This window comes from Mesorhizobium sp. B2-3-11 (genome assembly GCF_006442215.1).
GTDB lineage: Bacteria > Pseudomonadota > Alphaproteobacteria > Rhizobiales > Rhizobiaceae > Mesorhizobium > Mesorhizobium salmacidum.
In genome coordinates, this window is the sequence record NZ_VFVS01000004.1 from 13,750 (window position 1) to 38,701 (window position 24,952).

At 63.5% G+C, this 24,952-nt stretch carries 23 protein-coding genes; 5 read left to right on the forward strand and 18 right to left on the reverse strand.

Going from position 1 to position 24,952, the window contains the following annotated elements:
• The first annotated feature begins 105 nt into the window (after nucleotides 1-105).
• Nucleotides 106-906, forward strand: a complete 801-nt coding sequence (locus FJ960_RS07325; protein ID WP_140712848.1) for a hypothetical protein — start codon at nucleotides 106-108, stop codon at nucleotides 904-906.
• A 41-nt stretch (nucleotides 907-947) separates the two neighbouring features.
• Here the strand turns inward: FJ960_RS07325 and ptsP are convergent, their stop codons facing one another.
• From ptsP to FJ960_RS07350, 5 genes are all read right to left on the reverse strand, one after another.
• Entirely contained in the window at nucleotides 948-2,924 is a 1,977-nt protein-coding gene (ptsP, locus tag FJ960_RS07330) for a phosphoenolpyruvate--protein phosphotransferase (RefSeq protein WP_140712850.1), read from the reverse strand.
• A gap of 57 nt (nucleotides 2,925-2,981) precedes the next feature.
• Nucleotides 2,982-3,362, reverse strand: coding sequence for a PTS glucitol/sorbitol transporter subunit IIA (locus FJ960_RS07335; protein ID WP_140503398.1), 381 nt, complete (start codon nucleotides 3,360-3,362; stop codon nucleotides 2,982-2,984).
• Nucleotides 3,363-3,388: 26 nt separating this feature from the next.
• Nucleotides 3,389-4,387 carry a PTS glucitol/sorbitol transporter subunit IIB gene (locus tag FJ960_RS07340; RefSeq protein WP_140503400.1) on the reverse strand — a complete coding sequence of 333 codons (999 nt, stop codon included), beginning with the start codon at nucleotides 4,385-4,387 and terminating at the stop codon, nucleotides 3,389-3,391.
• A 16-nt stretch (nucleotides 4,388-4,403) separates the two neighbouring features.
• On the reverse strand, nucleotides 4,404-5,171 hold the full coding sequence (locus FJ960_RS07345) for a PTS glucitol/sorbitol transporter subunit IIC (RefSeq protein WP_027143558.1): 768 nt from the start codon (nucleotides 5,169-5,171) through the stop codon (nucleotides 4,404-4,406).
• Nucleotides 5,172-5,288: 117 nt separating this feature from the next.
• Nucleotides 5,289-5,726, reverse strand: coding sequence for a transcriptional regulator GutM (locus FJ960_RS07350; protein ID WP_015315467.1), 438 nt, complete (start codon nucleotides 5,724-5,726; stop codon nucleotides 5,289-5,291).
• A 192-nt stretch (nucleotides 5,727-5,918) separates the two neighbouring features.
• On the opposite strand from FJ960_RS07350, the gene FJ960_RS07355 reads away from it, so the two are divergent.
• Together FJ960_RS07355 and FJ960_RS07360 are read left to right on the forward strand one after the other, a co-directional pair.
• Complete coding sequence (locus FJ960_RS07355; protein WP_140712852.1) at nucleotides 5,919-6,560, forward strand: hypothetical protein; 642 nt, start codon at nucleotides 5,919-5,921, stop codon at nucleotides 6,558-6,560.
• A gap of 108 nt (nucleotides 6,561-6,668) precedes the next feature.
• Nucleotides 6,669-7,343, forward strand: coding sequence for an HAD family phosphatase (locus FJ960_RS07360; protein WP_140712854.1), 675 nt, complete (start codon nucleotides 6,669-6,671; stop codon nucleotides 7,341-7,343).
• On the opposite strand, the gene FJ960_RS07365 is transcribed toward FJ960_RS07360, so the two are convergent.
• The 10 genes from FJ960_RS07365 to FJ960_RS07410 all read right to left on the reverse strand — a co-directional run bounded on the left by FJ960_RS07365 (nucleotide 7,340) and on the right by FJ960_RS07410 (nucleotide 19,400).
• Nucleotides 7,340-8,506, reverse strand: a complete 1,167-nt coding sequence (locus FJ960_RS07365; protein ID WP_140503474.1) for a DUF930 domain-containing protein — start codon at nucleotides 8,504-8,506, stop codon at nucleotides 7,340-7,342. The genes FJ960_RS07360 and FJ960_RS07365 overlap by 4 nt on opposite strands.
• A gap of 214 nt (nucleotides 8,507-8,720) precedes the next feature.
• A complete protein-coding gene (locus FJ960_RS07370; protein ID WP_140712856.1) occupies nucleotides 8,721-9,800 on the reverse strand; it encodes an ABC transporter ATP-binding protein in 1,080 nt (359 codons plus the stop codon).
• Nucleotides 9,788-11,491: an iron ABC transporter permease gene (locus tag FJ960_RS07375; RefSeq protein ID WP_140712858.1), complete on the reverse strand. Its 1,704-nt coding sequence runs from the start codon at nucleotides 11,489-11,491 to the stop codon at nucleotides 9,788-9,790. Before FJ960_RS07375 ends, FJ960_RS07370 begins: the two co-directional genes overlap by 13 nt.
• A gap of 141 nt (nucleotides 11,492-11,632) precedes the next feature.
• Nucleotides 11,633-12,619: an ABC transporter substrate-binding protein gene (locus tag FJ960_RS07380; protein WP_140503412.1), complete on the reverse strand. Its 987-nt coding sequence runs from the start codon at nucleotides 12,617-12,619 to the stop codon at nucleotides 11,633-11,635.
• A 234-nt stretch (nucleotides 12,620-12,853) separates the two neighbouring features.
• Nucleotides 12,854-14,206, reverse strand: a complete 1,353-nt coding sequence (locus FJ960_RS07385) for a pyruvate dehydrogenase complex dihydrolipoamide acetyltransferase (RefSeq protein ID WP_140712860.1) — start codon at nucleotides 14,204-14,206, stop codon at nucleotides 12,854-12,856.
• A gap of 3 nt (nucleotides 14,207-14,209) precedes the next feature.
• Nucleotides 14,210-15,208: an alpha-ketoacid dehydrogenase subunit beta gene (locus tag FJ960_RS07390; protein ID WP_140503416.1), complete on the reverse strand. Its 999-nt coding sequence runs from the start codon at nucleotides 15,206-15,208 to the stop codon at nucleotides 14,210-14,212.
• Nucleotides 15,208-16,236: a thiamine pyrophosphate-dependent dehydrogenase E1 component subunit alpha gene (locus tag FJ960_RS07395; protein ID WP_140712862.1), complete on the reverse strand. Its 1,029-nt coding sequence runs from the start codon at nucleotides 16,234-16,236 to the stop codon at nucleotides 15,208-15,210. Before FJ960_RS07395 ends, FJ960_RS07390 begins: the two co-directional genes overlap by 1 nt.
• A 2-nt stretch (nucleotides 16,237-16,238) precedes the next feature.
• On the reverse strand, nucleotides 16,239-17,567 hold the full coding sequence (locus FJ960_RS07400) for an NAD(P)H-dependent oxidoreductase (protein WP_140712864.1): 1,329 nt from the start codon (nucleotides 17,565-17,567) through the stop codon (nucleotides 16,239-16,241).
• Nucleotides 17,568-17,790: 223 nt separating this feature from the next.
• The gene (locus tag FJ960_RS07405) at nucleotides 17,791-18,546 is read right to left on the reverse strand and encodes a phosphodiesterase (RefSeq protein WP_140712866.1); all 756 of its coding nucleotides are present in this window, start codon (nucleotides 18,544-18,546) and stop codon (nucleotides 17,791-17,793) included.
• Nucleotides 18,547-18,611: 65 nt separating this feature from the next.
• Nucleotides 18,612-19,400, reverse strand: a complete 789-nt coding sequence (locus FJ960_RS07410) for a 3-hydroxybutyrate dehydrogenase (protein ID WP_140712868.1) — start codon at nucleotides 19,398-19,400, stop codon at nucleotides 18,612-18,614.
• A gap of 221 nt (nucleotides 19,401-19,621) precedes the next feature.
• Between FJ960_RS07410 and FJ960_RS07415 the strand changes: the two genes are divergently transcribed.
• Both FJ960_RS07415 and FJ960_RS07420 read left to right on the forward strand, forming a co-directional pair.
• Entirely contained in the window at nucleotides 19,622-20,410 is a 789-nt protein-coding gene (locus tag FJ960_RS07415; protein ID WP_140503424.1) for an acetoacetate decarboxylase, read from the forward strand.
• The gene (locus tag FJ960_RS07420) at nucleotides 20,403-21,563 is read left to right on the forward strand and encodes a patatin-like phospholipase family protein (RefSeq protein WP_140712870.1); all 1,161 of its coding nucleotides are present in this window, start codon (nucleotides 20,403-20,405) and stop codon (nucleotides 21,561-21,563) included. Before FJ960_RS07415 ends, FJ960_RS07420 begins: the two co-directional genes overlap by 8 nt.
• Here the strand turns inward: FJ960_RS07420 and FJ960_RS07425 are convergent.
• The 3 genes from FJ960_RS07425 to FJ960_RS07435 all read right to left on the reverse strand — a co-directional run bounded on the left by FJ960_RS07425 (nucleotide 21,526) and on the right by FJ960_RS07435 (nucleotide 24,817).
• Entirely contained in the window at nucleotides 21,526-21,798 is a 273-nt protein-coding gene (locus FJ960_RS07425) for a hypothetical protein (RefSeq protein WP_140712872.1), read from the reverse strand. The genes FJ960_RS07420 and FJ960_RS07425 overlap by 38 nt on opposite strands.
• 89 nt (nucleotides 21,799-21,887) lie before the next feature.
• Nucleotides 21,888-23,498, reverse strand: a complete 1,611-nt coding sequence (locus tag FJ960_RS07430) for an inorganic phosphate transporter (protein ID WP_140712874.1) — start codon at nucleotides 23,496-23,498, stop codon at nucleotides 21,888-21,890.
• A 104-nt stretch (nucleotides 23,499-23,602) separates the two neighbouring features.
• Nucleotides 23,603-24,817 (reverse strand): ROK family transcriptional regulator, encoded by a 1,215-nt coding sequence (locus FJ960_RS07435; protein ID WP_140712876.1) that lies wholly within the window; start codon nucleotides 24,815-24,817, stop codon nucleotides 23,603-23,605.
• Nucleotides 24,818-24,952 lie beyond the last annotated feature (135 nt).

Consider the following 24,952-nt stretch of genomic DNA (forward strand, 5'->3'; position numbering starts at 1 on the left):
CTGGTCTAGTATCGCCTATTGATCTACCAATCGATAGGAACAATGTAGAGTCGGTGGGCCGGCCATTGCAGGTGGCTCCGCACGGCACATTCGAGGCGAACCGCGATGCTCCGACAAATCTCCGAAGATGTCCGCGTCAACCTCAAGGACCGGCTGCGGGAAGTCCGTGACATCATCCGCCAGAGCCGCCATGACGGCGCCAGCGAGGCCAGCCTGCTGCACGAAGCGACCAGCCATCTGCCGCCGTTTCCGGGCAAAGGCATCGAAGGCCTGCTCAGCCATGCCGCGAGTGCCGTCGACGAAGCGCTGTCGATCGCCGAATCCTTCGTCCCGCATGAACGTCCGATAAGGGTCGACGGAACGACCGTAAAAGGCCTCGGCACCTATTTCCCGGCAGGGGACGAAGACCAGCAATTGAGCGCCGAGCGCCTGTTCCGGCGCGACATGTATTATCTGACCAAGGCGGTGCTTGCCGGGCTGAAGATCGACCATGCCCGTATCCATGAAGCCGGGTTCGCCGCCGTCCACGCGGCCATGCGCAGGCGCCATGGCGATCTGTTGGCTGCGCTGGCCGCGCCTGGTGCTGGACTGCAGGCGATCGCGGCGACGTGTTCGGCGTTGCTGATCGAGTGCCTCGGCCATCGCCCGATCCGTTTTGATGACACCGCCCCGGAAGCGACGGCAATGAGTGATAGGGCGCTCGACATAAGCTGCCTGGCGCCGGTCATCCTGGCCTGCGGGCTGGCGACAAACGGCCGCAACGACGCGCCGGAGCCCGACATGCTGGAAATCGCGATCCTGGCCACCGATATCCGCCGCGACCGCATCATCCAGGCCTGCGCCAAAACGAGCCCGGCCGATGAATTGACACCTATCTTCGCCACCTTGCTTGCGCATTTGCCATAAGGCCTCCTGGCGCAGTTCCAGAAAACAGAGCGGCCGCAGGGCTACTCCCCGGCCGCCATCGCCGTGATCGTCTTCTTGGCGCGCTGAATCGAGGCCGGGCTCATCGACAGTTCGGTGAGACCCATCTCCAGGAAGGCGGGGATGAGATCCGGCCGGCCCGCCGCCTCGCCGCACATGCCCACCATGATACCGGCGGCGACGCCGGCCCTTGCCGTCAGTTCGATCGCAGACATGACGGCTGGATTGGTGACGTCGTTGAGCTTCGCAACGGTCGGGTTGAGCCGGTCGGCGGCCATGATGTACTGGGTCAGGTCGTTGGTGCCTATCGAGAAGAAAGCCACCTCCTTGGCCAGTGCCGGGGCGATCAGCACCGCAGCCGGGGTTTCGATCATCACGCCGAGATCGAACGTCGCGTGCGGCACGCCTTCGGCCTGGAGTTCGGCGGCGCATTCGTCGACAAGAACGCGCGTCTGCCGCACCTCGCCAAGATCGGAAACCATCGGCAGCATCACCTTAATGTTGCCGTGTACGGCGGCCCTTAGCAGCGCCCTGAGTTGGCGCTTGAAGATATCGGGCCGGTCGAGGCACATGCGGATGCCGCGCCAGCCGAGGAACGGATTTTCCTCGTCGGGAAACTCGATGCCGGCAATCGGCTTGTCGCCGCCGATGTCGAGCGTGCGCACGATGACCGGATAAGGCGCGAAGGCCTTGGCCAGCGCCGCATAGGTCTCGGCCTGCATGTCTTCCGACGGCAGGTGCATGTGACGCATGAACAGGAGCTCGGTGCGGAACAGGCCGACACCCATGGCGCCGGCTTCCTGCGCCGCCTCGATCTCCTCGAGCGAGCCTATATTGGCCGCGACTTCGATCACCTTGCCGTCCGCCAGCTTCGGCGTCACCGTCTTGAAGGCGGCCAGGCCGGCACGTTCCTTCGCCGCCGCTTCGACCCGGCTGGCGAAATCGGCGCGTGTCGCCGCATCGGGATCGATGATCACCTGGCCGGTATTGCCGTCGAGCGCTACTTCTTGCGCCGTGCGCAAGGCATTGATCCGGTCGCCAAGGCCCAGTACCGCCGGAATGCGATGCGAGCGAGCGATGATGGCGATGTGCGAAGTGGCGCCGCCATGGCCGCACACCACGCCGCCGATGCGTTTCAGCGGCGCACGCGCCAGGTCCCAGGCGCCGATGTCGTCGGCGATCAGGATCGCACCTTGCGAAATATTTTCGAGGCTGACGTCGTCTTGACCCAGCAGCGCCAGGCAGATCTGCCGTCCGACCGCATGGACATCGTCCGCCCGCGCATTGAGGTAATGATCGTCGACGGCGCTGAAATCGGCGGCGATGGTGGAAGCGGCGGTGATCATGGCCGAGACCGCGTCATTGCCGCCCTTGATCGCCTTCTCGGCCTCGCCGGTCAGGCTGTCGTCGGCCGCGATATCCCTGAGCGCCGCCACGATGCCCCGCTCACCGGCCGACAGACTATCCTGCGCCAGCGCCCGATCCATACGCGCCTGGACAGCGGCGACGGCGGCGCGGAACCTGTCGATTTCGCCGGCGATCTCATCGGCTTGCAACATGCGGCCCTGTCCGGCGATGTCAGGCGGGAAATGCGCGAATGCCGGCCCGACGGCAACGCCCTCGCTTGCGGCGACACCACGCAAACCATTCGCTTCGGCTGGTGCCGCCGGCGCGGATTGGGACGCAGGCGCCGCTTCCTTGCCTGCGTCATTCGCCGGGGCGTGGGCTTCGTCGTCGTCGAGACCCGCCTTGGGGTTCTCGAGATAGCCGATCAGCGCCTCGATCGCCTCGATGGCATCGGCGCCGTTCGCCCGCACGGTGACTTCCTGGTTTTCCTTGACCGCCAACAGCATCAGCTTGACCGAGCTCTTGGCGCTGACCGCCTTGCCGTCCTTGACCAGTTCGACGTCGGATTCGAAAGCCTTGGCGAGCTTGACGAAGCGCGTGGCGGGACGGGCGTGCAAACCTTCATGCACTCTGACGATGGTCGAGCGTTCCATGGCAAATACTCTGCTTTTTTGGGCGCCAAAGCCAGACCGGCTGGGGCGCGAATGCTTTCAGGCGGCGATGGTGATGATCGCGTCTGTTTTCAGGGCGGCCACGAGCGCTTGCGTATCGACCTGCGATGCACAGATCTCGCCCGGCCTTTCGGCCTCACTGGCGCCATTGAACGAGATGACGACGTGGCCCATCTCGAGGACCTTGCTCCAGGCGCTGGAGCCGACGGCGGTTATAACGGCCGAAACCGGGCCAAGGGTGATCGACGCGCCCTTTTCAGGCGCGCCGTCGCTGGGTCCGATCTCCGTCTTGTGGAGCACGGAAACCTCGGCAAGCTCCGGTGGCGAGCCATCCGCGAACAGGATGACCACGCCGCCCTCGGCGAGGTCCGCCACTTCGGGTCCTATTGCCGTGACCCGTGTCTTGAGAAGAACCGACATATGGCGAACCTCGTTATTTCTGGTGTCTAGAACACGATCAGGGAGACGATCCAGGCGATCAGCACCGAGACCGGACCCATGATCTGGCGGCTGATGAGCACCGCCGGCACGCCGATTTCGATGGTTTTCGGCTTGGCTTCACCCAGTGCAAGGCCGACAGGAACGAAGTCGCAGCCGACTTGGGTGTTGTAGGCAAACAGCGCCGGCAGCGCCATTGCCGGCGAAATCGTGCCGTTGGCGATCTGCGGGCCGATAATGGCGACGCCGATGACCTGCGCGATGACGGCGCCTGGCCCCAGGATGGGCGACAGGAACGGCAGGCCGCAGATGGCCGAGATGACCAGCAGGCCGACGATGTTGTTGGCCAGCGGTCCCATCGGCTGCGCCAGCACGTCGCCGATGCCGGTGTACAGGATCAGGCCGATAAGCATGGTCACGAAGGCCATGAACGGCAGCACGTTGCGGACGACCTGGTCGATGGTTCGGCGGCCGGCATTGAAGAAAATGCCGACGACACGACCCATGACGCGACCGATCGTGCTGATGAACCCGATCAAGCCACCCTCGCTGGGCAGCGCCGTCGGCGTCGCAGTGCTGTTGTTTGAGCTCATCGACGCTGCTCCCCCTGCAGTTGTGACCGCCTCGGAACCGTCCGCCATTGTGACATTGGCCGGTTTCACGCCCGAAACATAGATATCCTCGGTGATGAACTGGGCGAGCGGCCCAGCCTGGCCGACCGGCGTCAGGTTGACGGTCGGGATACGCTTGCGCGGATAGACGCCGCATCGCGCGGTGCCACCGCAATCGACGACGACAACCGCCATCTCGCCTTCCACCGGCGGCGCCTTGAAACCGTCTACGGCTGTGGCGCCGGTCATGTCGGCGATGAGCTGGGCCACGGGATGGATCCCGCCACCGGTCACGGAGACGACCTTGTCGCGCTGCGCGGTCGGCTCGATGACGAGCGGGCCGCCCCAGCCGGTGGAACCCCGGGAGACTTTTACGGCTTTGTATGTCTTGGTCATGATGTCCTCCCCGCCCTTACAGTTCAACGCCCTGGCGGCGTGCCATGATGGCTGTGATGCGCTCGGTCAGCATGCCCTTGAGCAGGATCACGACGAGACCAACGATCGCGTACCAGATCGCCACCTTGACGTGGTAACCGGCGACGACAACGCCCCGCTTCTCGAGATCGAGCAAGGCAACGAGCATGCCTCCCCAGACGAAATATTCGCCAGGGTTGATGTGCGGGAAGAGGCCGAGCGGCGGATGCACGTAGGACACGGCCGCGTCGTAGAAGGCGGGCTTGTGCTTCTCTTCCAGGAACGACCCGAAGGTGTAGGCCATCGGGTTGGTGAGGAAAAACACCGCCAGCAGCGGTAGCACGGTATAGCGGGTCAGCGCGATGCGGCCAGCACCACGCGCCAGGCCGTGGACACGCTCTTCGCCGACCAGTTCGGTGACGGCGTAGAAGGCTGTCATCAGCACGACAAGGGTCGGGATGATGCCGGTGACAAAGCCGGCGAAAACCTCGCCGCCCTTCTGGAAGATGCCGATGAAGTACTTGCCGATGGCAGTGAGCCAGCCAAGCTGCTCTTCCTGCTGCACATTTTTCAGCTGTTCCTTCAGCTGCTCGGCGGTAACCGGCGCCCCGTCGGTCTGCGCCTGCGCAAGGATCACGAGATGATCGGAAGCATGCTCGACGGCGAGCCTGCCATGCAATGCAGCGTCCGAAACCATGGCACCCGCGATATGCAGGTTATGCACGGCCATGTCGGCATGCTGCGCCAACAACGAAAATACAGACATTTCTCCTCCTTATGCCGGCCCGCCGGTTGATCCCAGTCGGCGCACGGCCTCCTCTATCCCTTTGATCCAGAGGCGGATTCAGATTTCAGGTCGATTTGACCTGGAAATCATCCGACTCTAGGCCCTTGCTACATTCAAGCCGGCCAGGCCCGGCTTCTTCCCCGGCTCCGATCGTGCTTTGTCGATCTGTTCGATCGCCCGCTTCACGGCCTCGGCCACACCGGGTTCCCCCTCCCCCATGATCGCAGGGTTGGACCGGAGTCGATCGAGGGGGACACCCTCGAATTCTTCATGTCGCTTGAATTTGGTGAACACGGAACGGCCGCTCATCACCATCATGCGGCGCACGATCAGGTCGGGCGTAACCACGACCAGCGCGATTGTTCCCTTGGCAAATCGGCCGCGAAAATTGCCAGCGCCGACGAAGCCATCCTTGTACTGATCGGTGACGCCCCGAAAGACATCCGAATAGTGCCGCATCTGCAGCCAGACGCCGAGCGACTGCAACGCCCACACAATAACCAGCAGGAGCAGTCCCCACTGCCAAATCGCCATTCGGTTCTCCTCCCGAAGCCTTAGTCGAGGCGCACCTTGGACCGGCACGCGACAACAACAAAGTGAGAACATTTGTTTCCGCGAATGTCAATATGTATGATATTGGCCTCAACCACGGTCATCCACAGGGCCGCCGCGCGATTTCGGCGGGGGCACGACTGTGCTAGCCTGTGGGGAAACGGGATACAGGAAATGGAACTGCCCTTCAGGGATGAACTGGCCCTCATGCCCGATCTGCGCCACCGGCTTCGGCAGTTGCGATGGTTCCGGGCCACCTTCCGCGGCAGCGCCAAGGTGGTTTCGGACACATTCGGCGTACGCTTCGAAATCGACGAGGCGAAGCTGACCCGGGCTTTTCTCGACTGGGTCGAGGTGATGGAAGCGCAGAAGCGCTTCGCCACGATCGACCGCGCCGATTTCATCGTCTTTGCCGCCGGCCTCGTGCTGCGCGAACTGATCAAGCAGGCGCCGGCCAGGGAGATCTCCGGCCTTAGACACCTCATCGAAACGGATCAGAATGCCGGCACGCTGGACATCATCCGCTTCTGGCCGGAAGGCTTTCTCTACACCAACTACTGCGTCTCGGTGATTTCGGCCATTTACGAGCAGGAGTTCGGTTCAGCGCCTAGCATCGACAAATGCGCCGACGACCTGCGCACCTGGTGGTCCTATCGCGAAAACGTCACCGAAATGCCGGCCTATGCCGTGGCTTTCCTCGACCGCTTCCTGGGCGCGGAACCGAACTGGATCACGCCCGACCGCGCGCAGTCGCGGCAGGCCATGCAACGAGCGTTGGGGTCCTCCCGCGCCAGCGATGCCTTGCGCCAGCTTTGAATTGGCCTCTATTGCCCCCTATTCGAGAGGCCGCAAGTGCCCGCTATTGAACATTTGACTTTTTGTCGATAGCGATGTGCCAATTCTGACAGAGGCCGGGAGAAACGCGTGGCGCCGTCAAGACTGATCATTTTCGATTGCGACGGCGTTCTCGTCGACAGCGAGCCACTGGCCGCCAAGGCCTATGAACGTGTCTACGATAAGCATGGCATGCCGGGCGTTCACGGCGGTATCATCGCCCAGTGCGTCGGCATGAAGCAGGCCGACATCATCGTCAGGATCAAGGAATTGACCGGCCATCAGTTTCCCGCGACGGCCGATGGCGATATCTGGGCCGAGACTAAAGCCCTGTTTTCGCAGGAATTGAAGCCGACACCGGGAATCACCGCATTCCTGGAAACGCTCGAGGGCGGCAGTTGCGTTGCCTCGTCGTCCTCCGTCGAGCGTATCGACCACAGCCTGACCATCACCGGACTGGCGCGGTTCTTTGGCGATGCGATCTACAGCTCCTCGATGGTCAAGAACGGCAAGCCGGCGCCTGATATTTTCCTGTTCGCCGCTGCGAAGATGGGGGCCAACCCGGCGGACTGCATTGTCATCGAGGATTCACCTTTCGGCATCGAGGGCGCGGTCGCCGCCGGCATGACCGCGATCGGCTATACCGGTGGCGGACATACTTATGCGGAACATGCCGCACGGCTGACGGCCGCCGGTGCCGATTTCATCTGCGCCGACTGGAATGAAGTTAGCCGGCAATTGTCGGGGCTGGGTGTATCGGCCTAGCGAGCGGGTAGTCCAAGGCGCGCCCATTCGCCAGGCGGAATCACAGCTCCGACACGGAAGTCGAAGGACAAGACCCTGGTCGCGTCGCTGTCGACCTCGCAGCGGAAGCCCAGATGGAACCACGTGGTTGAGGTACGGAAAGCAACGTCAGGGGCGTCAAGAACATTGCCGGCCTTCAGCGGAACACTTGGAATCAAGATAGGAAAATAGGAGGCGTCCAGCAATTGCTGCTGCAACGCGCTGGCGCAAAGTTTAGCCCCACGCTGACCGCGAGGCACGCCACCCATCGAGGTCGTGGCCAGCGCGTCACCCGTAGCGCCCTGCGAGTAAAGCCTGCGAACGCCCGGAAGGCCTGAATACCTGCGCGATGCGGCGCTGGCTACATCAGTGGAACCTGGGCTTCCGGCGCCCCCATTTCGGGACTTCGCAACCTTTGAAGAACTGGGCTTCGGTGTATTTGTCGGTTTAGGCTCCGGCTTCGCAGCCGATATTGGAAGCTCGACCTCACCGCCCCCGTCTGTGGCCAGCGGCGTTGGTGCCGCGCCTGTCTGCTTGGCGGCGTCCTGCACTCCCGCCTGTTGTTTGGCGTCCTGCTGCTTATCTGCGTCCTGGGTCAGAGTTGCCTGCTTGTCCTGCGCGGGCTGGGTATCCTTCGCGTCGGCTACCGGCTTTTCGCCGGCCTCAGCTAAATCCGGCGGCTTCTCGGTCCCTGCCGGCACGTCGGATTGGGTCTCAGCAGGCTTCTGCACGACCGGCGGCTTCGATTCCTCATCCTTGGTCGGCGACGGCGAACTGTCTTGAGCGCTGGCCCCATCCAGGGATTTCCGGGGGCCCGCATCCTTGTCGCCGAACTGAAAAACAGGCTTCAGCACCTCGATTGGCAGAGGCTTCCGAGGTTGCGGAGCCGGCTTTTCAACTTTCTGCTCAGGCGGTTTTTCAACCCTCGGTTCCGGTGGCTTAGGGGACGGTACAGGGGCCGGTTTCGGTTTTGGCTGCTCGGGCGGGGGCACGAGCGCGACATTGACCGGTTCCTCCTCCTGCGGCTGTTGGCGAGGCGTGGGCAGGCCATAGATCAGGAGCCCCGCGACAAGCGCATGCAGGATCAGCGATGCGGGGATACCCCACAGCAAATTCCGACGCCGCTCTCCTGTCTCGCCCTTCATCCTGACCGATGTGGAATGAAATAGCGGCGGCTTCAAGCATAAGCATTGGATTGGCGCAATTTGGCCGCTGACAGGTTGGTGATCTGGATCACCACGGGCAGGGCCGTGTTAGCGAGGCGTCGGCACGACATCGAGCAGGATGCGATCATTGCCGCTGCTCACGGCGAGGGCGGGTGCCACCCTTTTCGCCGAAACCGCCAAGCCGGTTCAGTCATCACGAGGCTGCTCCCGCCGCCGGGATCAGCCAGCCGGATTTTATGCGCAGGCGCGCTTGCGCCCCGTTCTCCAGCACAACCGGATCGGGCTGTTCGAAATGCAAGGTGAGGTCGGGACCGGCCTTGGGCGTGAATTCGATGCGCGCCGCTCCGCCTTGGTAGACCGCCCGCTTGACGAGACCGTCGAAGCCCGAGGCATCGGCCGAAATCTCGATGTCGGCGGAGCGGCAGCAGATCCTGGCGCCGGCGCGCGGCCGCTCGCCACGCCGGCAGCGGACCACCAGCTCGCTTCCGAGTACCCGGACCTTGCAATAGCCGCTTTCCTCGCCCGTCAGCACCTCCGCCGGCAGCAGGATGCCTTGCGAAATGAAGGAAGCGACCATTTCATTTGCCGGCTCATGATAGAGGTCGCGCGGCCTCGCAAGCTGCGCCAGGCGTCCACGATCCATCACCGCGATGCGGTCGGCCAGCGCCATCGCCTCGGTCTGGTCATGGGTAATGTAGACGATGGTCGTGCCCGTGCGCTTGTGGAAGGCGGCGAACTCGTCCTCCATCGAGGCCCTGAGATGCACGTCGAGATTGGCGAGCGGCTCGTCGAACAGCACCAGCGAGGGTGCCGCCACCAGGCAACGCGCCAATGCCACGCGCTGGCGTTGGCCGCCGGAAAGATTGGCGGGCCTGCGCTCACCGAGGCCCTGCAGATTGACCAAGGCAAGCGCGTCTTCCACTTTTTGGCGCGCAACCGCCTTGTCGAGTTTGGCCACCTTCAGCGAATAGCCGATGTTCTCGGCGACACTCATGTGCGGCCACAGGGCGTAATTCTGGAAGACGATGCCGACGCGCCGCTTTTCCGGCGCGATGCTGCCGCCGCTGTTCGAAACGACATCGCCGCCGATGCGGATTTCGCCCGAGGTCACTTTCTCGAAACCGGCGATCAGCCGCAGCAACGTCGTCTTGCCGCAGCCGGAAGGTCCGAGCACCGCCAGAAACTCGCCGTCGCCGACGTCGATCGAGACATCCTTCACGGCATCGAAATCGGCGAAGCTCTTGGTCACGTGGTCCAGGGTCAGTCGCGCCATGGCAGAACTCCGCTCGGAAGATGAGGGGCAAGCAGGTTGGTCACCAGCATCAGCACGAAGCTAACCGCGACCGTGATGACGGACATCGCCGCCGCGTAGTTGGGATCGCCGCCCTGCTCGAAGGAAAACATCACCACGCCGATGGTCTCCGAACCCGAGGACCACAACAATGCCGAGACCGTGAGTTCACTGAGCGCCGTCATGAAGATCAAAAGGCCACCGGCGACCGCAGCCGGCGCGACCAGCGGAAAGAGGATGGTGCGCATGCGCGTGAACAGGCCGGCGCCAGCCACCTGCGCTGCCTCCTCCAGTGCCCGGTCGATCTGGTGATAGCCGCTGATGGTCGGCCGCAGCGCCAGCACCAGGAAGCGGGCGAGATAGGCATAGAGGATGATCCAGACAGTGTTGTAGAGCTGGATGCCGGTCAGCGGGATCGGCCGCAGGAACAAGAGCAGCGAAGCGATCGCCAGCACAACGCCGGGCAAGGCGTAGGGCAGTTCGACCGAGAGATTGAGCAGCCGCACCCAGCGCTGCTTGCCCCAGGCGATGAGATAGCCAACCAGCACGGCAACGATGACGGCGACGAACGCTGCAGCAATCGACAGCCAGAAACTGTTGAAGAAGGCGCGGGTGGCGGCATCATGCTCGAACAGCACGAAACGGTAATTGTCGAGCGTCGCCGTCTTGGCGGTGAGCGCAATGCCGTAGCCCGGGACCAGCGAGGTCAATACCAGCCCTAACAGCGGCAGGACCAGCACCGATACGATGGGCAGCCACATGCCGGCCTGGACGACCGGCCGCCAGCGGCCCAGTTCATAAGGTTCGGCCGGCAGCGCTGTCGAAGAGATGCGGTAGTCGCGGCGGCGGCTCATCACCTCCTGGGCGAGGATGCCGGCCATGGCGATGATGCCGATCAGCACGGACAGGAACGCGGTCTCGCCGAGCACCGCCGGACCGCCGCCGGCCAGCTTCTGATAGATGAGCGTCGGCAGCACCAGGTAGTTGGCGGGAATGCCGAGAAACGCCGGAATGCCGAAATTGCCGACGCAGGAGACGAAGGCAAGTGCTGCCGCCGCCATGATGGAGGGCGTCATCAAGGGCAGCACGATGGTAGCCAGTACGGTGAACCAGTTTGCACCGCCGGCACGTGCGGCTTCGACCAGTTCGCGCGGCAGCTTGCGCAAGCCGGCCCGCACCAGCAGGAAGACCAGCGGCCCGTACTGTACGCCAAGCAGCAGGATGATGCCCGAGGTCGAATAGAGCGGGTTCTTCGTGCCGAGCGGGGGAGCCGCCCCGAAAAGCTTGAGGAACGGGCTCGCCGGACCAAACAGTTGCAGCCAGGCCAGCGCCGTCACCTGCGGCGCGATCATCAGCGGCATGACGTAGCAGAGCACCAGGGCGCTTCGGCAGCGTATGTCGGTCAGCGAGACGAGCACGGCCACCAGTGTTCCCGAAAGCACCGCCAGAAGCGTGCCGCCAATGCCGACGACCAGCGTGTGCCACGTCGCGATCCAGGTTGCCGGGCTTCTCAGCCCGGCTTCCACGGCCGCGGTCGACAAGATACCGCCGGGCGCCACGATCTCCTTGACGAGGCGCAGCATGGGCAACATCGAAAGCAGGACGATGACGACGGTCGCCGCCACCGTCAGGACCATTTCCTGGCCACGGCTTTCCCTGATGCGTGTCGGCATGATTGCGTTTCCTGGGGTCAATGCGACCGGGTGCGGTTCATTTCGGCGCAATTCCGGACGGAAAACGCTTCGCACTTTTCCTGGAATTGCTCTGGCGAAGCGAGCGGGATGCCGCTGCCGGCACCCGCCGCGATCGACGGTTCAGCCGCCGAACAGTTCCTGGAATTTTGCCTTGTCGGCGTCGGTCTTGGCGACGATCGCCTTGGTGTCGAACTTCATCACCTTGACCTTGACGCCTTCCGGCAGCCAGTCGGGACGGCCGACCGAGGCGCGTGCCGGCAGGTAGCCCATAGACAGCGCCAGCTTCTGGCCCTCATCGGACAGAATGAAGTCGACGAACTTCTTGGCGCCATCGACGTTCTTGGCGGTCTTCATGATGGCGACCGGCTCGGTCACGGCAGGCACGCCTTCGCTGGGGAACACGAACTCGACCGGCGAGCCCTTCTTCTTGGCGTTCATCGCCATGAAATCGACGAGGATGCCATAGGGCTTCTCGCCCGAAGCCACCGACTTCAGCACCGCGCCATTGCCGCGCACGCTGACGGTATTGTTGGTCTTCAGCTTCTGGAAGAAATCCCAGCCATAGTTAGTATCGCCGGCGAAGCCCGAAAGCAGGTAGGCGGCCGCACCCGAATAGAGCGGGCTTGGCATGACCAGGCCATCGGCATAGGCCGGCTTGGCGAGATCGGCCCAATGCTGCGGCTTTTCGGCGGCGGCGGTGTTGTAGACGATGCCGGTGGTGATCAGCTTGCTGCCGAAATAGGTCTTGTCGGCATCATAGGCATCCGCGTCGACCCCGTCGAGCTTGGCCTCGGGATAGGCCATCAGCCTGTCGTCCTTCTTCAGCAGTTCCATCGAGACCGCGTCGGCGATGAGCAGCACGTCGGGCTGCGGGCTGCCTGCGGCGAACTCGGCCGCCATCTTGGTCAGGATGTCGCTGGTTCCGGAGCGATAGATGGTGACGTCGATGCCGGGCTGCGCCTTCTTGAAGGCATCCACGGTCTTGGCCGCGTCCGCTTCCGGCTGGGATGTGTAGAGCGTCAGTGTTTCGGCATTTGCCACGCCGGCGAACAAAGTTGCCGCGAGCGCCAGCTGGCTGGCCAACAGCTTGATGAATAGCGTCTTCATGAGACCTCCTGTCCTGTCTGTGCATGACCGGCCTGGCCCCTGACCAGCACCCCGTCTCTTCCTCCCTGCACGTCGCATATGACTGGTGGATGACACAGCGCATCAAGGCTTGGATCAAGATGAGATCAGGCCGCCTTCTCGCGCGAGAGGCACGTCGACGCCCAACGGGCGCTTTGTGTAAGGCTCCGCCGGGAGGAATCTGGGCGGGAGGTCATCAGAACCCGGAGATCGGTGCTAGACCAGCATGCCCATCGGATTTTCGATCAGCTTCTTGAAGGCGACCAGCAGTTCGGCCCCAAGCGCGCCGTCGACGGCGCGATGATCGGTCGACAGCGTCACCGACATCACCGTGGCTATTTTGATCTCGCCGTTCTTGACCACCGCCCGCTCCTCGCCGGCGCCGACCGCCAGGATCGTCGCATGCGGCGGGTTGATCACCGCGGCAAAATCCTTGATGCCGAACATGCCGAGATTGGAGACCGCCGTCGTACCACCCTGATACTCCTCGGGCTTCAGCTTGCGGCTGCGGGCGCGGCTGGCCAGATCCTTCATCTCGTTGGAGATGACGGACAGCGTCTTTTCGTCCGCATGCCGGATGATCGGCGTGATCAGGCCGCCGGGGATCGACACGGCAACGCCGACATCGGCATGCTTGTGCTTGACCATGGCGCTCTCGGTCCACGAGGCATTGGCATCCGGCACCGCCTTCAGCGCCATGGCCATCGCCTTGATCACCATGTCGTTGACCGACAGCTTGTAGGCAGGCGCCTCACCCTTGTCGGTCTTCTTCACCGGCGCGGCGGCATTGAGTTGCGTGCGCAGGGCCAGCAGCGCATCGAGTTCGCAGTCGAGCGTCAGGTAGAAATGCGGGATGGTGGTTTTGGCTTCGACCAGGCGCCGCGCGATGGTCTTGCGCATGTTGTCATGCGCAATGAGTTCGTAGGAGCCTTCCTCGAACAGCTTCAGCATCTGGTCGTCCGACATTGGCTTCACCGCCGGAGCAGAAGCGGCAGGGATGGGAGCTTCGGGAGCGATGGCTGGAACTTCCTTGGCGTCCCCCTTGGCGATCGCCGCGTCGATATCCGCCTTGACCACCCGGCCATACGGGCCGGTGCCGGATATGGCTGAAAGGGTGAGGCCCGCCTCGCGCGCCAGACGGCGAGCCAGCGGTGTCGCGCGTCCGCCCGACGGCGACTGGCCAATCTCCCCGCCTGTGGGGGAGACACCCGGCAGGGCAGAGGGGGGCGTGACGGAATGAGGCGTTGGCGGGACAGCGCCCCCTTCTGTCGGCTCCGCCGGCATCTCCCCCACGAGGGGGAAGATTGGCGCCTTGTCCCCATACGTCTCATTCTCCGCATAGATCCACGCAACCGGCGCGCCGACCGGAATGTCGACACCTTCCTTGCCCGTCACGTCGCGCAACACGCCACTGGCCGGTGCATCGATTTCCATCGCCGCCTTGTCGGTCTCGATCTCGAACAGCACGTCGCCCTTCTTGACGTGCGCGCCTTCCTCGGCGAACCAGCGCGAGATCTGTCCGGTCGCCATGTCCATGTCGACCTTGGGAAGAATGACTTCGGTCGGCATGTCTCAGCGAACCCCTTTCACGAGGTCGCGCGCGGCGGTGATGATGTCGGGAACTTGCGGCACCGTGGCCTTTTCCAGCTCCGGATTGTACGGGATTGGCGTTTCCGCGCCACCCAGCCGCACGATCGGAGCGTCGAGGTAGTCGAACGCCTCGCTCTCGGCGATCATGGCGCTGACCTCGGCGCCGATGCCCAGCGTTTTGACTGCTTCATAGACGCACATCAGCCGCGACGTCTTCTTGACGCTATCGATGACCGTCTGCTTGTCCATCGGCCGGATGGTCCGGAGATCGACGACTTCGACGTCGATGCCTTCGGCCTCCAGCGTGGCGGCGGCGTCGAGCGCCTTCTGCACCATGATCGAGGTGGCGACGATCGTGAGGTCGCGGCCCTCGCGGCGGATGTCGGCCCTGCCGATCGGCACGGTGTAGTAGCCTTCCGGCACCGGCCCCTTCATCTTGTAGAGCAGCTTGTGCTCGAAGATCATCACCGGATCGGGATCGGCGACGGCAGCCAGAAGCATGCCCTTGGCATCATAGGGTGTCGCCGGCTGGATGACCTTCAGACCTGGCACATGGCCGAGCCAGGCTTCCAGGCTCTGGCTGTGCTGCGCCGCCGCACCCGTGCCGGAGCCGGCGGGAAACCGCATCACCACCGGCACTGAAACCTCGCCGCCCAGCATGAAGCGCATCTTCGCGGCCTGGTTGACGATCTGCTCCATGGCGAGCGTGGCGAAATCGGAAAACTGGAATTCGAAGATCGGCCGCATGCCGGTTAGCGCGGCGCCGACAGCAACGCCCGCACCGCCCAGTTCAGAGATCGGTGTGTCCAGCACCCGCTCAGCGCCATAGCGCTCGACCAGGTCGCCGGTCACCTGGAAGGCGCCGCCGTAGACGCCGATATCCTCGCCCATCAGGAAGACGCGGTCGTCCATGTCCATGGCAATCGCCATGGCCTCCTGGATCGCCTGGGCGTAGCTCAGTTCACGCACCATCGCGTCCATCACGCCTGCTCCGTATACACGTAATCTCCGGTCTCGCTGACGTCGGGCGAAGGGCTCGCCTTGGCGAACTCGATGCCGTCGGCGATCTCCCGCACCACCGCCTCGCGGATGGCCTCGATGCCCTTGTCGTCGATGAAACCGAATTCCCGCAGGTCGGTCTCGAAGAGCGTGATCGGATCGCGGTTGGACATCCAGTCCTCGATCTCCTCCTTGGTTCGGTAGCGATTGCGGTCGCTCTTGGAATGGCCGCGATGGCGATAGGTCTTGGATTCGATCAGCGTCGGCCCCTCGCCCGCACGTGCCCGCTCGACCGCCTTGTACGAAGCCTCGGCAACCTCGGAGAAGATGTTGCCGTTGACGATGACGCCCGGCATCGAATACGCGGCGGCGCGGTCGGCGATGTTCTTGACAGCGGTGGAGCGGGCCGTCGACGTCGACATGCCGTAGCCATTGTTCTCGCAGACGAAAATCACCGGCAACTTCCAGACCGCCGCCATGTTGAGCGCCTCGTGGAAGGCGCCTTCATTGTTGGCGCCGTCGCCGAAGAAGGAGACCACGACCTTGCCGGTCTTCATCATCTTGGAGGAGAGCGCGGCACCGACGGCGATCGGAATGCCGCCGCCGACAATGCCGTTGGCGCCGAGATTGCCCTTGGCGACATCGGCAATGTGCATCGAACCGCCACGGCCCTTGCAGTAGCCGGTGGTCTTGCCGAAGAACTCGGCGAACATGCGCTTGACCTCGGCGCCTTTGGCGATGCAATGGCCGTGGCCGCGATGGGTCGAGGTGATCTGGTCATCCTCGCCAAGCGGCATGCATATGCCCATGGCGCTGGCCTCCTGGCCGATCGACAGATGCATGGTGCCGTGGATGAAGCCCCGCGTGTAGCTTTCCTCCGCGCCCTCTTCGAAGCGGCGGATGAGGTACATCTTGTAGAGCACCTGCTTCAGTTGCTCGGCGCTGTATTGGCGATAGACGAAGGGCAGGTTGGCGCGGCTGTCCGCGACGGCTTTGCTGGCTCCGGCCATGATCAGGCCTCCACCGTTCCGTAGACGAGCTTGTCCTGGCGGGCGCGCAATTCGGCGATCTTGGAGCCCGCTGCCGGGGCGGCATTGGCGTAGGTGATGAGTTCGCCCTTCTTGATCGGCGCCGTCACCGAACCGCCCTGCAGCAGGCCGCAGGGAATGGCCCTGGCGGCATGCGCTTCCGGCGCCGTCATGATCCAGGCGCGATAGCAATATTCGCCGATCGCATCGAGCTTTTCGCCCGGCTGCATGTCTTTCTTGGCCACCGCGCAGACTTCGGCCACCGGCTTTGCCAGCGGCACCATGTCGGCCTTGCCGTAGAGCACGACGCGGGCGCAGGTCAGCGGCACTTCGAGCGACGTCAGGTGATAGGGGCGGTGGAAGGTGAAGTACGGACCCTTGCCCATCTTCAAATCTTCCATGCGTTCCGAGATGCGCGGATGCGACATGTCGGCGACGACGAAGACGCCGGGCGCGACACCCTTGCCGATCGAATAGTCGACGACGCCGACCCTGGACAACACGCCGCCGTCCTTCTGCGGCACCAGCACCTTGTTCAATTCGCCGAGCGTCGCGGCCGGGCCATGCATGCCGGCCCTGTCGGGCACCAGGCCGGTGGCGTTGGCGATCGCCGCCATCTCGACCATGGTCTTGGAACCGTCGACAAACTCGACCAGCATGCGCACATTCATGTGCCGGCGCCTGGCCTCTTCCTCATAGGCGGGCGGCGTGGCGTCGATGTTGAGCGGGTTGTTCTTGCCCTTGCCGGCGGCGACGATCGGGTGGCCCATGGCCGAAACGAATTCGATCAGCTCCATGCAGGAGGACGGCTCGTCGCCGGCGCCCAGCGAATAGGTGACGCCGAGCCGGTCGGCCTCGCTCTTGAGATAAGCGCCGATGGTGACGTCGGCCTCGACATTCATCATCACCAGATGCTTGCCATGCTCCATGGCGCGCAAACCGATCTCTGCGCCGACGGCGGGAACGCCGGTGGCATCGATGACGACGTCGATGAGATCGTTGTTGATGACCAGGCTGGCGTCGTTGGTCACCGCCACCTTGCCGGCCTCCATGGCAGCCGTCATCGCCGAAGCGTTCGAAACTTCGCGCGCATGGCCGGTTTCCTGGAAGGCGATGTCCACCGCCTTGCTGGCGGCGGGCAGGTTCAGTTCGGAGATCGCACCGATCTCGATGCCCGACATATGGGCGACACGGGTGACGATGTCGGTTCCCATCTCGCCCGACCCGATCAGACCGATGCGGATCGGCTTGCCCGATTTGCCGCGTTCCTCGAGGTCGCGGGCAAGGCCCGTCAACGAAACATTGGAAGCCATACCACTCATTCCTCCCATAATGCAGGCCTGTTCAATTGCCTGACGGGTATTGAACATCTGTATTTCTGTCAAGACTAATGTCCAAATCCGTGTGCTTTTGCGGCACTTTCCCGGGGTCCACCGCAGGGTGGGAAAGAGGTCTGGAAAGCCGGCAAATCGCGGAATTCATTGGCCCACTCGGGCTCACAGTTGAGCGGTCGGCGTCCTGCTCCTGTTGGCGGTGTTATCCGGCAGGAAAATCGTGAAAATGGACGACCACTCCATCGGCATCGATGAAGATCACGGCATAAGCGGGTGGCTCGTGGCCCAGCCGCCAGCTGTCCGAAAAATCGAGGGCGCTCTGATGGTTGGTGCTGCGCAGCGTGCTGACCGGTATGCCGCGCCAGCTGCCGGCGATCAGCCTGTGGACGTGGCCGGCAAAGATGTGGCCGACATTGCCGTGGCGCAGGAGAACGTCATGGAAGGTATCGGCATCGGCGAGCTTGACCTCGTCAAGCACCGGCATGTGGATCCGGAACGGCGGATGGTGCATGAAGAGGAAGACCGGCCGGTCGCGGGCTTCCTGCAACTTCTCGTCCAGCCAGTCCAGCCGTGCCGGGCACAGCCTGCCCTCGACATGTCCGCTGTCCAGCGTATCGAGCAGGATCAGGCGGCCATCGCTGCCATCGAAAACGCTCTGGACGAACCCGCGCTCGGCTGGCGTTTGCGGGAACATCTCGACAAAAAGGGCACGGTCGTCGTGGTTGCCGAGCATCAGCCGGCAAGGCGGCACGAACCCCGACAGCGCCTCCCTCAATGCCGCATAGGCGGCGCGCTCGCCATCATTGGTCAGGTCGCCTGATATCACCACCAGATCGGCATCGGCATGGTTCCTGCCGATGTCCGCCAGGCAGGCCTCCAGCCGGTCGAGCGGATCGGAGCCATGGAGACGACCACCCGGCGCCATCAGATGCGGATCGGAGAGCTGGATGATTTTCATGGCCCGCGCACTGCTTCCTGCCGCCGCCCTGGCGTCGGCCTGAAGGCGTTATCTCTCGACCAGCTCTACTGTGCCGTCCAGCCGCCGTCCATCGGCAAGGTCGTGCCGGTGATCTGCTTGGCTGCATCCGAGCACAGGAACAGCGTCAGCGCCGCAAGCTCTTCCACGGTGACGAATTCCTTGGTCGGCTGCGCGGCCAAGAGCACGTCGTGCTTGACCTGTTCCTCGGTCATGCCGCGCGCCTTCATCGTGTCGGGGATCTGCTTCTCGACCAGCGGCGTCCAGACATAGCCGGGCGCGATCGCGTTGACGGTGATGCCGTCCTGCGCGACTTCCAGCGCCACCGTCTTGGTCAGGCCCGATATGCCATGCTTGGCCGAGACATAGGCCGACTTGAATGGCGAGGCGACGAGCGCATGCGCCGAGGCCGTGTTGATGATGCGGCCCCATTTGCGGCTCTTCATGCCTGGCACCACCGCCTTGATGGCGTAGAAGGCGGCCAAAAGGTTGATGCGGATGATGGCTTCCCACTTGTCGTCGGGAAACACCTCGATCGGCGCCACATGCTGGATGCCGGCATTGTTGACCAGGATGTCCAGGCTGCCGAATGCCTCTTCGGCGTCATGGACCATGGCGGTGACGGCGGCGCCGTCCATCATATTGGCATCGGAGTAGCGGCACTTGACGCCGAAATCCTTCTCGATGCCGGCGCGCTCCTGCTCGATGGCGGCGGCGTCGCCCAGGCCATTGATGGTGACGTTGGCGCCCTCGGCGGCAAAGGCGCGGGCGATTGCCAAGCCGATGCCGCTGGTCGAGCCGGTGACAAGCGCATTCTTCGAAGACAGGGAACCCATGGGAGATCTCGCAAGAGGTGGGAGGAACTGATGAGAATAGTTTGTGCGACGCAACACGACAATGCCACGGCCATATGTCGGCTCGATTACAGCCCCGCGACGGCCTTTGCCAGCTCCGTGAGAAGGCGCCTTCGAGGTGACACGGCATTGTCATGGTGCCGTGCAACATATTTGCCAGCGCATTCGCGCGGGGTCATTTTCGAACCGTTGGGGGCACCTGGATGGAAATCGCCGATGTCGTGAAGCGCGCCTATGCGATGCCGCTCACCAATCCCTCCTTCCCGCCGGGTCCTTATCGTTTCTTCGACCGCGAATACATCATCATCACCTACCGCACGACACGCGAGGCGCTCGAAGCCGTCGTGCCGGCGCCGCTGGAGATCGACGAGCCGCTGGTCAAGTACGAGTTCATCCGCATGCCGGATTCGACCGGCTTCGGCGACTACACCGAGACCGGCCAGGTCATCCCGGTACGCTACAAGGGCCAACATGGCGGCTATGTCCATTCGATGTATCTCGACGACGACGCGCCGATCGCCGGCGGGCGTGAACTGTGGGGTTTCCCGAAAAAGCTTGCCAATCCCAAGATCGTTCATGAAGGCGAGGTGATCGTCGGCACGCTGCACTATGGTAGCGTGCTCTGCGCCACCGGCACGATGGGTTACAAGCACAGTGAGGCTGATCATGACCAGGTGCTCGCTTCGCTCGCCGCCCCCAATTTCCTGATCAAGATTATCCCGCATGTCGACGGCACGCCGCGCATTTGCGAGCTGGTCCGCTACTACCTCACTGATATCACGCTCAAGGAAGCCTGGACGGCGCCGGCCGCGCTCGATCTGCGGCCTCATGTCATGGCCGACGTGGCGAAGCTGCCTGTGCTTGACATCGTGTCGGCGGTTCACTTCAAGGCCGATCTGACGCTCGGCCTGGGCGAAGTCGTGCACGATTACCTCCCTGACCACAGCCGATCCGCTGCCAGCGCAACCGAGCTGGAGAAAGTCGGTGCTTGAGCGTAACCGCAACAAGGCAGCCGCCGCCACCATCGAGGAAATCACGGCGCAGTATGACCGTATCGCGCTGGTCTTTCAGGGCGGCGGCGCGCTCGGCGCCTATCAGGCAGGGGTCTACCAGGCGCTGGCCGACGCAGGCTGCGAGCCGAGCTGGCTATCAGGCGTCTCAATCGGCGCCATCAACGCCGCGATCATCGCCGGCAATGAACCGAGCCGCCGGCTGCAACGGCTGGAACAGTTCTGGCAGACGATTTCCGGCCGCAAGATCTGGTCCTACACGCCCGAAGGTGACATCTACCGCGACATCCGCAACCAGACCTCGTCGTTGATGACGATGACGATGGGCCAGCCCGGCTTCTTCAAGCCGCGCAATCCCAATCCCTGGTTCCAGCTGTCGGGAGCGGAAGGCGCCACCAGCTTCTACGACACCGCCGAGTTGAAGGACACGCTGGAGAGCCTGATCGATTTCGACGTGCTGAACGACGGCAAGAAGCGGCTGAGCGTCGGCGCGGTCAATGTCAGGACCGGTAACTTCGTCTATTTCGACACCGAGAACGTGCGTATCGAGCCGGAGCACATCATGGCGAGCGGCGCGCTGCCGCCGGCCTTCCCCTCGATCCGCATCGAGGGCGAGTATTACTGGGATGGCGGCATCGTCTCCAACACGCCGCTGCAATATCTGCTCGACCAGGAAGAGGACCGTTCCTCGCTGGTCTTCCAGGTCGATCTGTTCAGCGCCCGCGGCGTGCTGCCGCGCGGCATGGCCGACGTGCTGTCGCGCCACAAGGACATCATGTATTCGAGCCGTACGCGGCAGAACACCGATAACTTCGAGCGCATCCATGCGCTGAAGATGAAGCTGCTCGATGCGCTGAAGCGCGTGCCGCCGGAGCAGCTTAGGGAAGGCGAGCAGGAGTTGATCGCCGACTATTCCAACGCCGGCGTGGTCAACATCGTCCACCTGATCTACCAGCACAAAGGCTATGAGGGCCACGCCAAGGACTATGAGTTTTCGGGCACCTCGATGCGCGAGCATTGGGAGATGGGCCTCGAGGACACCGAGCGCACGCTGCGTCACAAGAAATGGCTGATGCTGCCGACCAATGCCGACGGCGTCACCATCCACGACCTGCATCGCGAAGATCCGACCTGAGTTTCGGGCGGGCCGGCAAGTCGCAGGTACGGCTGACCCAGGAATGGGCGCGCTGGTCGACGAGATCGACATGCAGCCACACCCAGCCTTCCGGCATCGCCAGTGCTGTGGCGATGTCGCGCGGAGCAAGCGCCACCGGCGGTTTGCCTGGCAAGCCGTGACAGGCCCAGACCAGGCCAGGCGCCGGATGCTGGTCGTCGACGGCAAGCAGGGCCAGATGCGATGCGTCGTTCATGACTGCCGCCCGAAATCGTCGCGAACCTGTCGCCGGAAAACGAGACGGCGCCAATGTGGCGCCGTCGTTAGTGTCGTCGCTTCGCCCGCTCAGAACACCTGGCGGAAGACGATGAACAGCACAAAGGCGAGCGTGATCGAGCAGGGCAGGGTCAGCACCCAGGCGAGCAGCAGGTTGCGAACCGTCGACCATTGCAGACCCGAGCCGTTGGCAGCCATGGTTCCGGCGACGCCGGACGACAGCACATGGGTCGTCGACACCGGCAGACCCAGGCGGTCGGCCATGCCGATAGTGACCATCGCCACGAGTTCGGCGGCAGCGCCCTGGCCATAGGTCAGGTGGCTTTTGCCGATCTTCTCGCCGACCGTGACGACGATGCGTTTCCAGCCGACCATGGTGCCCAGGCCAAGCGCCAGGGCCACCGCAACCTTCACCCATATCGGGATGAACTTCGTCGCATTGTCGACGGCCTTGTGATAGTCGGTGACCGCCTTGAGATCGGCGGCCTCCATCGGCAGCAACTTCTTCTTGTCGATCAGCTTAAGCGCCTCGCCGATCAGATAGATGTCGTTGCGGGCGTTGCTGACCAGATCTGTCGGCACGTTGTCGACCGAAGCGTAAGGCTGCAACTCGGCCGTCGTGTTGTGGATGTAGCTCTGCAGAGCGACGGTCGTCTTGTCGCTCCAGCTCCGGGTGCGCACGGCATCCTGCACGGCAGCCTTGGCATCCTTCGCATCGGCGACGGTGACACCGGGCTTCACATATTTGCCTAGCGCGGTCTCCACGCTGACCGAAGCCGACTTGTAGGCTTCGAGATAGTTGATGTCGGGCGTGCGGTTGAGCGCATAGGCCGTCGGCACCACGCCGATCAGGATCAGCATGATCAGGCCCATGCCCTTTTGTCCGTCATTGGAGCCATGCGCGAAGCTGACGCCGGTGCAGGTGAAGATCAGCAGCGCGCGGATCCACCAGGGCGGCGGGGCATTGCCTTTCGGCGCCTCGTAGAGCGCCGGATTGCGGACGAGAAGCTTCATCGCGTAGAGCAGGATGGCGGCGGCGAAGAAGCCGATGATCGGCGACACCAGCAACGTCACGCCGACATTGGTGGCCTGCGACCAGTCGACGCCGCTGGTGGCGCTGCCGGCAGGTGCCATGAATTGGTTGGCGAGGCCGACGCCGATGATCGAGCCGACCATGGTGTGCGAGCTCGACGCCGGCAGGCCGAGGAACCAGGTGCCGAGGTTCCACAGGATCGCGGCCACCAGCAGTGCGAACACCATGGCAAAGCCGGAGGAGGAGCCTACCTGCAGGATCAGCTCGACCGGCAGCAGCGACAGGATGCCGAAGGCGACCGCGCCGCTGGAGGTGAGAACGCCGAGGAAATTGAAGGCGCCCGACCACATGACGGCGAATTCCGCCGGCAGCGAGCGCGTGTAGATGACGGTCGCCACCGCATTGGCGGTGTCATGGAAACCGTTGACGAATTCGAAGCCGAGCGCGATCAGCAAGGCGATGCCGAGCAGGATCCACGGCACCGTCCTGGCCACCGCCAGATCCTGGCTCAGCGCGTAGCCGACATAGACCACGCCGACCAGCACCAGCACACCGAAGACCGGCAGGAACCACTTCGCGCCGCCCGAACTATCCAGCGGATGATCCGGCCTTGGAATGCCCGCCTCACTGGAAACTATGTCCACCATGTCCCACTCCTATTGCATTGCAGCAAAGAACTGGAAAAGACGCTATGGCCGGACGATGAACCCTGTGTGACGCCGGAGAGGCCTGGCCTTTCGCGCGGTCTCCTTCAGGCGGGACCGGAGCGTGTCTTTAGGATCGCCGAGAACAGCGGATCGAAGGCTCGGCTGATCGGCGCTGCGGCGGCTCCCAGCGCGATCGACCAGGGATCGGTTGTGCCGAGCTGCAGGCGCGGCAAGGTCCGGCCCGGCCGGTCGGCGATTGACGAAAGCAGCGGATGCATGGCCTCGACAAGCCGGCGCGCCAGCGCTTCCGGCGCGCCGCTGGTCAGGATGACTGTCTGCGGATCGAAGATGGTTTCGATGAGATGCACGCTCCAGCGCAGGTCATGCGCCGCGCCCTCGATCCAGCGCATGATCTTCAGATCATCCGCCGCGACCAGCGCGTCGATCTTTCCGTAGAGATCCTCGTCGGCAGGATCGAGATCAAGATGCTGGTAGAGCGAGGCGAGCGACGCGCGATGTTCCAGCGGCGTCGAGCCCGGACCGGCCGGCGACAGCAAGGCCATGCCGATTTCGCCTGCATTGCCATGGCCGCCGCTGTACAGTTCGCCGTTCAGGATCAGTCCGGCGCCGATGCCATAGCCGACATAGAGACACACCGCGTGATCGACGCCATGCGCGGCACCCACGATGCGCTCGGCCGTCGCGCAGGCCGCGGCATCGTTCTGCAGGCCGACATTCAGTCCAGTGCCTTTGGCCAGCGTGTCCAGCAGCGGAAACTTCTGCCAGGCCGGCATCATCCATTTGTCGTCCGAATTCTTCAGGCCGAACGGGCCGGGCATGGCGACGCCAAGACCGACGAGGCGTTTTTCCGACTGCGAGGAGATGCCGGACAGCTCGCGCCGGACGCCATCGATCAGGTCCAGGATCACCTCGACGCCCCTTGACGGCTCATCGAAAGGCAGGTTCGCCTCGGCGCGCGTCAGCACGCTGCCCATCAGGTCGACCGCGACCGCCCGCGTCAGATGACGGTCGATCTGCAGGCCGATGGCGAAAGCGCCTTCAGGAACCAGCCTGTAGGGGGTCGACGGCTGGCCCCGGCCCTTGCGCACCGCCTTGAGCGCGACGACCAGGCCATCGCTTTCCAGGTCCTCGATGATGTTGGAGACCGCCTGCTTGGTGAGCTGCGTCGCTCGCGCGAGGTCGGCCCGCGACAGCGCGCCATTGAGGCGCAGTGCCTCGATCATGACGCGGCGATTATGCGCGCTTGTGCCCTCCTGGTTGGTGCCGCTCTTGGCGCGGATCTGGCTGATGTCGTCCATCGGCGTTTCCCCTCTTGACTCCATTAGGATATTGATCACTAATTAAGTCAAGCGAATTGACTTAATGCAAACCGAGCGCCCAAAAACAAGATGGCCAAGGCCTCCGCCTGTCGCCACTGGTCAGCCGGGTAACCA

Excerpts from the sequence above, each read along its gene's own strand:
- FJ960_RS07325 (WP_140712848.1), top strand. The coding sequence starts at position 106 with ATGCTCCGACAAATCTCCGAAGATGTCCGCGTCAACCTCAAGGACCGG.
- ptsP (WP_140712850.1), bottom strand. The coding sequence starts at position 2,924 with ATGGAACGCTCGACCATCGTCAGAGTGCATGAAGGTTTGCACGCCCGT.
- FJ960_RS07335 (WP_140503398.1), bottom strand. The coding sequence starts at position 3,362 with ATGTCGGTTCTTCTCAAGACACGGGTCACGGCAATAGGACCCGAAGTG.
- FJ960_RS07340 (WP_140503400.1), bottom strand. The coding sequence starts at position 4,387 with ATGACCAAGACATACAAAGCCGTAAAAGTCTCCCGGGGTTCCACCGGC.
- FJ960_RS07345 (WP_027143558.1), bottom strand. The coding sequence starts at position 5,171 with ATGTCTGTATTTTCGTTGTTGGCGCAGCATGCCGACATGGCCGTGCAT.
- FJ960_RS07350 (WP_015315467.1), bottom strand. The coding sequence starts at position 5,726 with ATGGCGATTTGGCAGTGGGGACTGCTCCTGCTGGTTATTGTGTGGGCG.
- FJ960_RS07355 (WP_140712852.1), top strand. The coding sequence starts at position 5,919 with ATGGAACTGCCCTTCAGGGATGAACTGGCCCTCATGCCCGATCTGCGC.
- FJ960_RS07365 (WP_140503474.1), bottom strand. The coding sequence starts at position 8,506 with ATGAAGGGCGAGACAGGAGAGCGGCGTCGGAATTTGCTGTGGGGTATC.
- FJ960_RS07370 (WP_140712856.1), bottom strand. The coding sequence starts at position 9,800 with ATGGCGCGACTGACCCTGGACCACGTGACCAAGAGCTTCGCCGATTTC.
- FJ960_RS07375 (WP_140712858.1), bottom strand. The coding sequence starts at position 11,491 with ATGCCGACACGCATCAGGGAAAGCCGTGGCCAGGAAATGGTCCTGACG.
- FJ960_RS07380 (WP_140503412.1), bottom strand. The coding sequence starts at position 12,619 with ATGAAGACGCTATTCATCAAGCTGTTGGCCAGCCAGCTGGCGCTCGCG.
- FJ960_RS07385 (WP_140712860.1), bottom strand. The coding sequence starts at position 14,206 with ATGCCGACCGAAGTCATTCTTCCCAAGGTCGACATGGACATGGCGACC.
- FJ960_RS07390 (WP_140503416.1), bottom strand. The coding sequence starts at position 15,208 with ATGGACGCGATGGTGCGTGAACTGAGCTACGCCCAGGCGATCCAGGAG.
- FJ960_RS07395 (WP_140712862.1), bottom strand. The coding sequence starts at position 16,236 with ATGGCCGGAGCCAGCAAAGCCGTCGCGGACAGCCGCGCCAACCTGCCC.
- FJ960_RS07400 (WP_140712864.1), bottom strand. The coding sequence starts at position 17,567 with ATGGCTTCCAATGTTTCGTTGACGGGCCTTGCCCGCGACCTCGAGGAA.
- FJ960_RS07405 (WP_140712866.1), bottom strand. The coding sequence starts at position 18,546 with ATGAAAATCATCCAGCTCTCCGATCCGCATCTGATGGCGCCGGGTGGT.
- FJ960_RS07410 (WP_140712868.1), bottom strand. The coding sequence starts at position 19,400 with ATGGGTTCCCTGTCTTCGAAGAATGCGCTTGTCACCGGCTCGACCAGC.
- FJ960_RS07415 (WP_140503424.1), top strand. The coding sequence starts at position 19,622 with ATGGAAATCGCCGATGTCGTGAAGCGCGCCTATGCGATGCCGCTCACC.
- FJ960_RS07425 (WP_140712872.1), bottom strand. The coding sequence starts at position 21,798 with ATGAACGACGCATCGCATCTGGCCCTGCTTGCCGTCGACGACCAGCAT.
- FJ960_RS07430 (WP_140712874.1), bottom strand. The coding sequence starts at position 23,498 with ATGGTGGACATAGTTTCCAGTGAGGCGGGCATTCCAAGGCCGGATCAT.
- FJ960_RS07435 (WP_140712876.1), bottom strand. The coding sequence starts at position 24,817 with ATGGACGACATCAGCCAGATCCGCGCCAAGAGCGGCACCAACCAGGAG.